We start from the raw sequence: 8,228 nt of genomic DNA, 5'->3' as shown, positions 1-8,228 counted from the left end.
GTCGCCGGCCCGCAGGCGCAGCCGGATGGCGCGCGGCTGCGGCGCCTCATCGGGGCCGAAGCGCACCTCGGCGAGCGTGACGCGCCGGCCCTCGGGCAGCAGGTCGACGTCCTGCACGATCCCGCTGAGCAGCACGGCGCGGGTCGGCGGCGACAGCGGCGGGTCCGCGGCGCGGGCATGCAGCAGGGCCGAGGCGAAGCCGAGCGCCGCCGCTGCCGCGAGACCGACGAGCCAGGCCGCATGTGCGTTCCATCGCGCCAGCACCAGCGCCATCGCCAGCAGAAGCGGCGCCGCCACAGCCGACCAGGGCGACGGTTCCGCCCGCAGCGCGAAATAGCCCGCCACGCCGAAGCCCATCGCGACCGCGAGCCAGGGAGCGAGGCGCCCCCGCTCGGCCAGCAGCAGCGCCGCCAAAGGCGAGGGCGGCGCGGGATCGGGAAGGGCCGCCACGGGGAGAGCCTACCGTCGCGGCTGCGCAACAACAATCGCCGGCGCGTCCGCCGTGCCGCCCCGGAACGATGCGCGGGGCGGGCGGCGGTTCCACTTGCCCGGCCGCTGTTCTACGAAGCGGGCGCCAGGCTCATGGAACGCACGATGTCCGTCCGCACCCGCTTCGCCCCGTCCCCCACCGGCTACCTGCATATCGGCGGGGCGCGCACCGCGTTGTTCAATTACCTGTTCGCGCGGCACCACAAGGGCGCCTACCTGCTGCGCATCGAGGACACGGACAAGGAACGCTCGACCCAGGCGGCGGTGGACCAGATCCTCGAAAGCCTCGCCTGGCTGGGCCTCTCGCCCGACGAGCCGCCCGTCTTCCAGGCAAGCCGCGAAGCGCGGCACGCCGAGATCGCCCACGCTTTGCTCGCCATGGGGAGGGCCTATCGCTGCTGGGCGACGCCGGAGGAACTGGCCGAGATGCGCGAGCGCGCCGCGGCCGAGGGCCGCCCGCCCCGCTACGACCGCCGCTGGCGCGACCGGGAACCGGGGCCCGAGCAGGAGGGCAAGCCCTTCGCCATCCGCATCAAGGCGCCGCTGGAAGGCGAGACGGTGGTGGCGGACCTCGTGCAGGGGGAAGTGCGCGTCGCCAACACGGAACTGGATGACATGATCATCCTGCGCAGCGACGGCACGCCCACCTACCTGCACGCCGTCGTGGTGGACGACCACGACATGCAGATCACCCACGTGATCCGCGGCGACGACCACCTGACCAACACCTTCCGCCAGTGCATGGTGTATGACGCGATGGGCTGGCGGCGGCCGCATTTCGCGCATATCCCGCTGATCCACGGCGCTGATGGGGCGAAGCTGTCCAAGCGCCACGGCGCCGTTTCCGTGCTCGACTTCCGCGAGCAGGGCTACCTGCCCGAAGCCGTGTGCAACTACCTCCTCCGCCTCGGCTGGGGGCATGGGGACGAGGAGATCGTCCCCCACGACCGCGCGGTCGAGCTGTTCGACATCAAGGATGTCGGCCGCGCCGCGTCGCGGATGGACTACGCGAAGCTGACGCATGTGAACGGCGTCTATCTGCGCCAGGCCAACGACGAGCGGCTGACGCGGGAGGTGCTGACGATCCTCGGCCGCCGCGGCGTGCTGTTCGGCACGGATGGCGCGAAGCGCGTCGGCATGCTGATGCCAGACCTCAAGGAACGCGCGCGCACGATCGAGGAATTGGCCGGGGCGGCCGCCTTCGCCGCGCATGAAGGTCCGCCGGCGATGGAGGCGAAGGCGCTTGCGCTGCTGACGCCCGAGGCCAAGGCCCGGCTCGCGGACCTTGCGGACTTCCTCGCGGACGCGCCGTGGGAGAAGGCGGACCTCGAGCAATGGCTGCGCGACTATGCGGATGTGAAGCAGGCCAAGCTCAAGGACGTGGCGCAGCCGCTGCGCGTGGCATTGTCGGGTAGCACGACGAGCCCGCCGATCAACGCCGTGCTCTGGGCGCTCGGGCGCGACGAGAGCCTGCTGCGGATCACCGCGGCGGCGGCCGATGGAGGATGAGGAGGCCCCCGGCTTCCGCCTCGGCGGGCTGACGCTGCGCGCCTTCGGCGTCGGGGGCAGCGCGCCGTATGAGGACTGGATCGACGCCCATGCGCGCGTCGAAGCGCCCGGCGCGACGGTGGAAGTGCGCGGCACCTGGCTGCGCGCCGCGGAGCTGGGCACGCTGCTGCACGACCTGGCGCTGATGCACCGCGACCTGCGCGGCACGGCGGAACTGCGATGCATCGAACCGACGCTGCGGATCGACATGCGCTGCGGGTCGCGCGGCAACATCGCCATGACGGTCGAGATCACGCCGGACGCGTCGACCCAGGCGCATCGCTTCGACTTCGCGATCGACCAGAGCGACCTCGCGCCGGCGCTGGTCGGGCTGCGGCGCATCCTGCGCCGCGATCCGCCGGTCAGCCCGGGGTGACGCGCCAGCCGTAGGGCGCCACCCGTTCCAGCCGCGCGAAGCGATCCCAGGCGGCGAGCGCGCCCGCCAGCAAACACTCCCAGGCGTCGGTCATCGCCGGCTCCGCATCCGCGATGCCGTCGAGCAATGCGCAGCCCCACCGCGTGACGATCACGCTGCCATCGGGCTGCGCGACGACCTCGGCATCGTCCCCTTCCGCCCTGGCCAGCGCGACCACGAACGCCACGAAGCCCGCAGCACCGAGTGCCGCGGCCGTCGCACGGACATGCTGCATGCCGACCAGCCGCGCCGCATGGCCCAGCACCGCGCGCGCCTCCGCCGCGCCCAGCAGCGCGAAGGCTTCCTGCAGCAGCGTGCGGCAATAGGTCATGGCGTAGTTGCGCTTCGCGCGCGCGACGCGCTCTGCGGGCCAGTCGGCGGCCGGCAGGCGCGGCGCGGCGGCGGCATCGAAGCGCGGCATGGATTCCGCGGCGGAGAAGCGCAGCCGCTCGGACTCATCAAGGTCGCGCGCCTCCTCGATGAAGTATCCCTCGAGGCCCGGATCGCCCGCGACCGTCTGCCCCGTGCAGACGAAGGCCAGGCGCGGGCAGCCGAGCATGACGCCGTTGTTGGCATGCCAGCCGCGCAGCATCGCCTCGTTCACCGCGCGCGGGATGCCGCAGATCGCGGTGCCGGACCAGATCCAACGCGGCGGCGGATAGCGGATCCAGGCCTTGCGCGGCCCGTCCTCGACATATTCGACGCCAACCCCGCCGATGAAGTTGGACAGGTAATGGTAGCGCGCCGCGGCGATCGCCGGCGGGAGGCCCTCGAGCCCCAGCTTGCGCAGGCCGGGCAGGAAGGTCTCGGCCTGCTGGCGGCGGAAGACGCGGAACAGCAGCGCGGCCGCGTCGGCCTCGCCACGCTGCGTGACGCAGGCCAGCACGGCGCCGGTGAACCAGGCGTGGTACCACTCGCCCGCCGCGTCCCAGGCGGCGGCGGTCAATCCGCGCGCACCCCGGCGCGGCGGATCACCTCGCCCCACTTCTCGTTCTCCCGCTGCAGGAAGGCGCCGAAGGAGGCGCGCGAATCCCCGCCCGGAATCGCGCCCTGCTCATGCAGCGCGCGGCGGATCTCCGGGTCGTTCAGCGCGCCGGCCAGCGCGGCGTGCCAGCGTTCGAGCATGGGTTCCGGCACGCGGGCGGGGGCGACGAAGCCGTGCCAGTTGTTCGCGTCCACGCCCGGCAGCCCGACCTCGGCCATGGTCGGCACGTCGGGGATCCAGGGCAGGCGCTGCTCGGTGCCGACGGCGAGCGCGCGCAGCGCGCCTGAGCGGATATGCGGCAGCAGGATCGGCAGATCCGCGAAGCCGAGCTGCACCTCGTTCTGCAGCAGCGCGGTCGCGAGCGGCGCACCGCCGCGATAGGAGACATGGGTGATCTCGATGCCCGCCGCCGCGCGGAACAGCTCGCCCGCCAGGTGGGGCATGCTGCCCGACCCGGCCGAGCCGTAGTTCAGCCGGCCAGGCTGCGCCTTCGCCGCCGCGACAAGCTCCGCGACGGTGCGGAACGGCGTCGCCGCGGGCACAACCAGCGGCTCGGGCACCAGCACGCCGAGCGTCAGCGGCGCGAGATCCCGCAGCGGGTCATAGGGCGTGCCGCGGTCGAGCCGCGGCGAGATGGCGAGGCCGCCCGCGCTGCCGAGCGCGATGGTGTTCCCGTCCGGCGCCGCCTTGGCGGCGACATCCACGCCCGTCACGCCGCCGGCGCCGGCGCGGTTCTCGACCACCACGGGCTGGCCGAGCGTGGCCGTCAGCTTCGGTGCGATCAGCCGGACAACGATGTCCGACGGCCCGCCCGCGGCGAAGGGCACGATGACGCGCAGCGGCCGGTCGGGCCAGGCGGGTTGCGCCAGGGCGGGCGCGGCGATGGGCAGTACGGCGGCAGCCAGCAGGGCGCGGCGGTGCATGCGTTTCCTCCATGGCCGGCTTCTGCGCGCCGGCGCTTCGTCGCAGTATCGCCGCAACGCGCCATGCGCGGAAGGGAACGCCCATGAAGATCACCCGCGTCACCACGCATCATCACCGCACCGCCTTCACCTTCGGCGCCAGCACGCAGGGCGCCGGGGGCAACCTGCATCTGCGCGAGATGGACACGCTGCTCGTCCGCGTCGAGACGGATGCCGGCATCCATGGCTGGGGCGAAGGCTTCGGCTTCACCGTGGCCGAGACGACGAGGGATGCGGTGGACCGACTGATCGGCCCCGCCTGCATCGGCCAGGATGCGCGCGACATCGCGGGGCTGACGCGCATGCTCGCGCGCCGCTTCCACAATTTCGGCCGCAACGGCCCGGTCACCTTCGGCATCTCGGCGATCGACATCGCGCTGTGGGACATCCGCGCCAAGGCGGAAGGCAAGCCGCTGCACGCGCTGCTCGGCCCCGCCGCGCGGGCGTCCGTGCCGGCCTATGCGAGCTTGCTGCGCTATGGCCGGCCGGACGACGTGGCGCGGAACGTGGACCGGGCGCTGGCGCTGGGCTACCGGCACATCAAGCTGCACGAGGTCGACCTCACCTGTATCCGCGCGGCCCATGCGGCCGCACCGGACGTGCCGCTGATGCTCGACATCAACTGCGCCTGGGATACGGAAGCGGAGGCGATCGACTTCTGCGAGGCGGTCACCACGCTCGGCGCCGCCTGGGTCGAGGAACCGGTCTGGCCGCCCGAGGACATCCCCGCCATCGCGCGCATCCGCGCCGCATCCCCCGTGCCGATCGCCGCGGGGGAATGCAACGGGACGGTCGAGGATTTCTGCCGCATGTTCGAACTGCGCGCGGTCGATGTCGCGCAGCCCTCCGTCACCAAGATCGGCGGCCTTTCCGCGATGCTCGAGATCGCCGAACTCGCGCGGGAAGCGGGCGTGCGGATGGTGCCGCATTGCCCCTATTTCGGCCCGGGGCTCCTCGCGACGCTGCATTTGCTCGCCGCGCTCGAGGAGCCGGAGCCGATCGAGATCTACTTCGCCGATCTCGCCCGCGCGCCCTATGGCGCGGCGCTGGTCCCACAGGGCGGCACCATCGCGCTGCCCGATGCGCCCGGCCTGGGCTGGGAACCCGGGCCGGGCTGATCGTTCAGCCTTCCAGCCGAACGTTGGCGGCGCGCGCCACCTCGCGGAAGGTCGCGATCTCCGTCCGGATGAAGGTCGCGAATTCCTCCGGCGTCAGCGGGTCGGGCACCGCGCCCATCTGCAGGATACGCGCGGAGATCGCCGGCTCCCGCAGGATGGCGACGACATCCGCGTTGATGCGGCGGATGATCTCGGCCGGCGTGCCGGTCGGTGCCACCAGCCCCGACCAGCCCGCCGCCTGGTAGCCCGGCACGAGCGTCTCGGCGATCGTCGGCACATCGGGCAGCTGCGGCACGCGCCGCGCGGAGCAGAGCGCAATCGCCTTGACCCGCCCCTCCCGGATGTGCGGCAGGGCGGAGGCGACGGAATCCGTCATCAGCTTGACGTTGCCCGCGATGACGTCGGCGATCGCCGGGCCGCTGCCGCGGTAATGGACGATGTTGAAGCGGATATTGGCCCGCAGCATCAGCAGTTCGGCGGCCATGTGCTGGCTCGTCGCCGGACCGGCGGAGGCCATGTCGAGCCCGCCCGGATTGGCGCGTGCCGCCGCGGCCAGTTCCTGCATCGTGTTCGCCGGCAACGACGGATGCGCGACGACCAGCAGGGGCACCATCGCGACGTTGGTGATCGCCGCGAAATCCCGTTCGGCATCGTAGGGCACCCGCGGCAGGACCGAGGGGTTCACGCCGAGCGTGCCGGAGGTGCCGGCGGTCAGCGTGTAGCCGTCCGGCGCGGCGCGCGCGCCGGCTTCCAGCGCGGGGGCACCGGCGCCGCCGGCGCGGTTTTCCACCACCACGCGCTGCGGCCAGCGCTTCGACAGTTCGTCGGCGACGAGCCGCGTGATGATGTCGCTCGCCTGCCCCGGCGGGAAGGGCACGATGATGCGCACCGGCCGGTTCGGCCAGTCGGACTGCGCATGGGCAAGGGCGGGGAGCAGCGGCAGCGAGGCCGCGCCGAGCAGGGCGCGGCGGCGGAGCGTGTGGGCCATGGGTTTCCTCCCGGTTCGTGGCCGGGAGGGTAGCGCCTGGTGTCGGCGGCGTCAGTCCCCCCGCATCGCCTGGGACACGTCGTCGAGCCGGGTCTGGCTGGCGCGCATCGCATCGCGGCGTTCGACCGCGGCGCGACGCTCGCGCAACATGCCGACCACCTTCTCGGCGCCGCGGGCCTGCGCGACGGCCATTCGCTCGGCCTCCATCGCCGCTTCCGCGCGCGCGGTCGCCGCCGCCTGTGCCTGCCGCGCCGCGAGCAGCCGGGCCAGGAAGGCGCCATAGGTGAAGGGCGCGGCGTCGGCGACCTCGCTCCGCAACTCGGTCTCGACGGCGGCGGATGCGGCTTCCTCGACGGCAAGGCGCGCCTGCGCCTCCACAAGCCGGCGCTGCGCGGCGGTAACTTCGAGGCGACGTAGCTTTTCGAGCGTGGCGAGCGGATCGCGCGGCATGGTCGGGTCCGAGGTTCGACGGGGGCAACCTTGCGCGGCGAATGTTGCCCGGCCGTTAAGACTCGCCCTGGCGTCGGGCCCGGACGCATGGGAAAAGCGGTCAAAGTCTTGCGAGGACGCGCCATGCCCCTGCCCTCCAACACGCTCAGCATCGCCGTGCTGCCGGGCGACGGCATCGGCACGGAGGTGACGGAGGCGACGCTCGCGGTGCTCGAGCCGCTGGCGAAACGCCACGGCATCGGCCTCGCCTTCGAGACCTTGCGCGCCGGCGCCTTCTGCTACCGCGACACGGGCACGGCCATGAGCGAGGAGACGTTCGAGAAGGCGGCCCGCGCCGACGCGATCCTGCTCGGCGCGATGGGCTGGCCCGAGATCCGCGCCGCCGACGGGACCGAGATCGCCCCGCAACTCGACCTGCGCTTCCGGCTCAACCTCTATGCCGGCGTCCGTCCCTTCCGGGCGCTGCCGGGCGTGCCAGTGGCGCTGGCCGATCCGCGCGCGCGGGACATCGACCTGGTGATCGTGCGGGAGAGCACGGAAGGGCTGTTCTTCTCCCGCGACCGCGGCACCGTCACGCATGAGATGGCGGAGGAGACGCTGCGCATCACCCGCGCGGTGACCGAGAAGCTCGCGCACTTCTCCTTCGGCCTGGCGCGACAGCGCGCGGCGCGGCGCGGGCGGCAGGGGACCGTCACGCTGGTGGACAAGGCGAACGTCTTCCGCGCCTTCGCCTTCATGCGCGGCATCTTCTCGGAAATCGCGGCGGACTACCCGGATGTCGCGCATGGCGCGCACTACGTGGACGCGATGGCGCTCGACCTGGTGCGCCGCCCCTGGGCCTTCGACGTGCTGCCGACGGAGAACATGTTCGGCGACATCCTGTCGGACCTCGGCGCGGGGCTGGTCGGCGGCATGGGCTTCGCGCCAAGCGCCGATATCGGCGACACCCATGCGGTGTTCCAGCCGGCGCATGGCACCGCGCCGGACATCGCGGGCAAGGGGCTCGCGAACCCCACGGCGACGATCCTCTCGGCCGCGATGATGCTCGACTGGCTGGCGGGCAAGGGCGCGGGGCAGGGCTATGCCGATGCGGCGGCCGAACTCGATGCCGCGGTGGATGCCGCCTTCGCCGGCGGGCTGCGCACGCCGGACATCGGCGGGGCGGACGGCACCGCGGCGGCGGCGCGCGCCGTCGCGGCCCGGATCGGCTCAGCGGGCCGCTAGCCAGACCGCATCCGCCACACCCATCGAGAGCAGCCGCAGCACCGGGCCG

9 protein-coding genes are annotated in these 8,228 nt (G+C 72.8%); 4 read left to right on the top strand and 5 right to left on the bottom strand.

Translation table 11 applies throughout. The annotated features are described in order from the left end of the window. On the bottom strand, positions 1 to 450 hold a 450-nt coding region (locus HW577_RS15510; RefSeq protein ID WP_332837735.1), incomplete at its 3' end, for a DUF4131 domain-containing protein. Positions 451 to 594: 144 nt separating this feature from the next. On the opposite strand from HW577_RS15510, the gene gltX reads away from it, so the two are divergent. Together gltX and HW577_RS15500 are read left to right on the top strand one after the other, a co-directional pair. Further along, positions 595 to 1,998, top strand: coding sequence for a glutamate--tRNA ligase (gltX, locus tag HW577_RS15505; RefSeq protein ID WP_198377060.1), 1,404 nt, complete (start codon positions 595 to 597; stop codon positions 1,996 to 1,998). After that, the gene (locus HW577_RS15500) at positions 1,988 to 2,413 is read left to right on the top strand and encodes a WapI family immunity protein (RefSeq protein ID WP_198377059.1); all 426 of its coding nucleotides are present in this window, start codon (positions 1,988 to 1,990) and stop codon (positions 2,411 to 2,413) included. Before gltX ends, HW577_RS15500 begins: the two co-directional genes overlap by 11 nt. On the opposite strand, the gene HW577_RS15495 is transcribed toward HW577_RS15500, so the two are convergent. Beyond that, positions 2,400 to 3,398: a hypothetical protein gene (locus HW577_RS15495; RefSeq protein ID WP_198377058.1), complete on the bottom strand. Its 999-nt coding sequence runs from the start codon at positions 3,396 to 3,398 to the stop codon at positions 2,400 to 2,402. The two genes, HW577_RS15500 and HW577_RS15495, sit on opposite strands and share 14 nt — an antisense overlap. Further along, the gene (locus tag HW577_RS15490) at positions 3,395 to 4,360 is read right to left on the bottom strand and encodes a Bug family tripartite tricarboxylate transporter substrate binding protein (RefSeq protein ID WP_198377057.1); all 966 of its coding nucleotides are present in this window, start codon (positions 4,358 to 4,360) and stop codon (positions 3,395 to 3,397) included. Before HW577_RS15490 ends, HW577_RS15495 begins: the two co-directional genes overlap by 4 nt. 83 nt (positions 4,361 to 4,443) lie before the next feature. Here HW577_RS15490 and HW577_RS15485 point away from each other — a divergent pair, with 83 nt between their 5' ends. Further along, entirely contained in the window at positions 4,444 to 5,517 is a 1,074-nt protein-coding gene (locus tag HW577_RS15485; protein WP_198377056.1) for a mandelate racemase/muconate lactonizing enzyme family protein, read from the top strand. Between the two features lie 4 nt (positions 5,518 to 5,521). Here the strand turns inward: HW577_RS15485 and HW577_RS15480 are convergent, their stop codons facing one another. Next, entirely contained in the window at positions 5,522 to 6,505 is a 984-nt protein-coding gene (locus HW577_RS15480; RefSeq protein ID WP_198377055.1) for a Bug family tripartite tricarboxylate transporter substrate binding protein, read from the bottom strand. Between the two features lie 51 nt (positions 6,506 to 6,556). Further along, on the bottom strand, positions 6,557 to 6,955 hold the full coding sequence (locus HW577_RS15475; RefSeq protein WP_198377054.1) for a flagellar FliJ family protein: 399 nt from the start codon (positions 6,953 to 6,955) through the stop codon (positions 6,557 to 6,559). Positions 6,956 to 7,078: 123 nt separating this feature from the next. Here HW577_RS15475 and HW577_RS15470 point away from each other — a divergent pair, with 123 nt between their 5' ends. Continuing rightward, positions 7,079 to 8,179, top strand: a complete 1,101-nt coding sequence (locus tag HW577_RS15470) for an isocitrate/isopropylmalate dehydrogenase family protein (protein WP_198377053.1) — start codon at positions 7,079 to 7,081, stop codon at positions 8,177 to 8,179. The last annotated feature ends 49 nt before the right edge of the window (positions 8,180 to 8,228 follow it).

Source organism: Neoroseomonas rubea (assembly GCF_016106015.1).
Lineage (GTDB): Bacteria > Pseudomonadota > Alphaproteobacteria > Acetobacterales > Acetobacteraceae > Neoroseomonas > Neoroseomonas rubea.
This window is presented reverse-complemented; position numbering and strand designations above follow the sequence as displayed.

Bases quoted from the DNA above. Each gene is read 5' to 3' on its own strand.
- HW577_RS15470 (WP_198377053.1), top strand. From the start codon at position 7,079: ATGCCCCTGCCCTCCAACACGCTCAGCATCGCCGTGCTGCCGGGCGAC.
- HW577_RS15475 (WP_198377054.1), bottom strand. From the start codon at position 6,955: ATGCCGCGCGATCCGCTCGCCACGCTCGAAAAGCTACGTCGCCTCGAA.
- HW577_RS15485 (WP_198377056.1), top strand. From the start codon at position 4,444: ATGAAGATCACCCGCGTCACCACGCATCATCACCGCACCGCCTTCACC.
- HW577_RS15500 (WP_198377059.1), top strand. From the start codon at position 1,988: ATGGAGGATGAGGAGGCCCCCGGCTTCCGCCTCGGCGGGCTGACGCTG.
- HW577_RS15490 (WP_198377057.1), bottom strand. From the start codon at position 4,360: ATGCACCGCCGCGCCCTGCTGGCTGCCGCCGTACTGCCCATCGCCGCG.
- HW577_RS15480 (WP_198377055.1), bottom strand. From the start codon at position 6,505: ATGGCCCACACGCTCCGCCGCCGCGCCCTGCTCGGCGCGGCCTCGCTG.
- gltX (WP_198377060.1), top strand. From the start codon at position 595: ATGTCCGTCCGCACCCGCTTCGCCCCGTCCCCCACCGGCTACCTGCAT.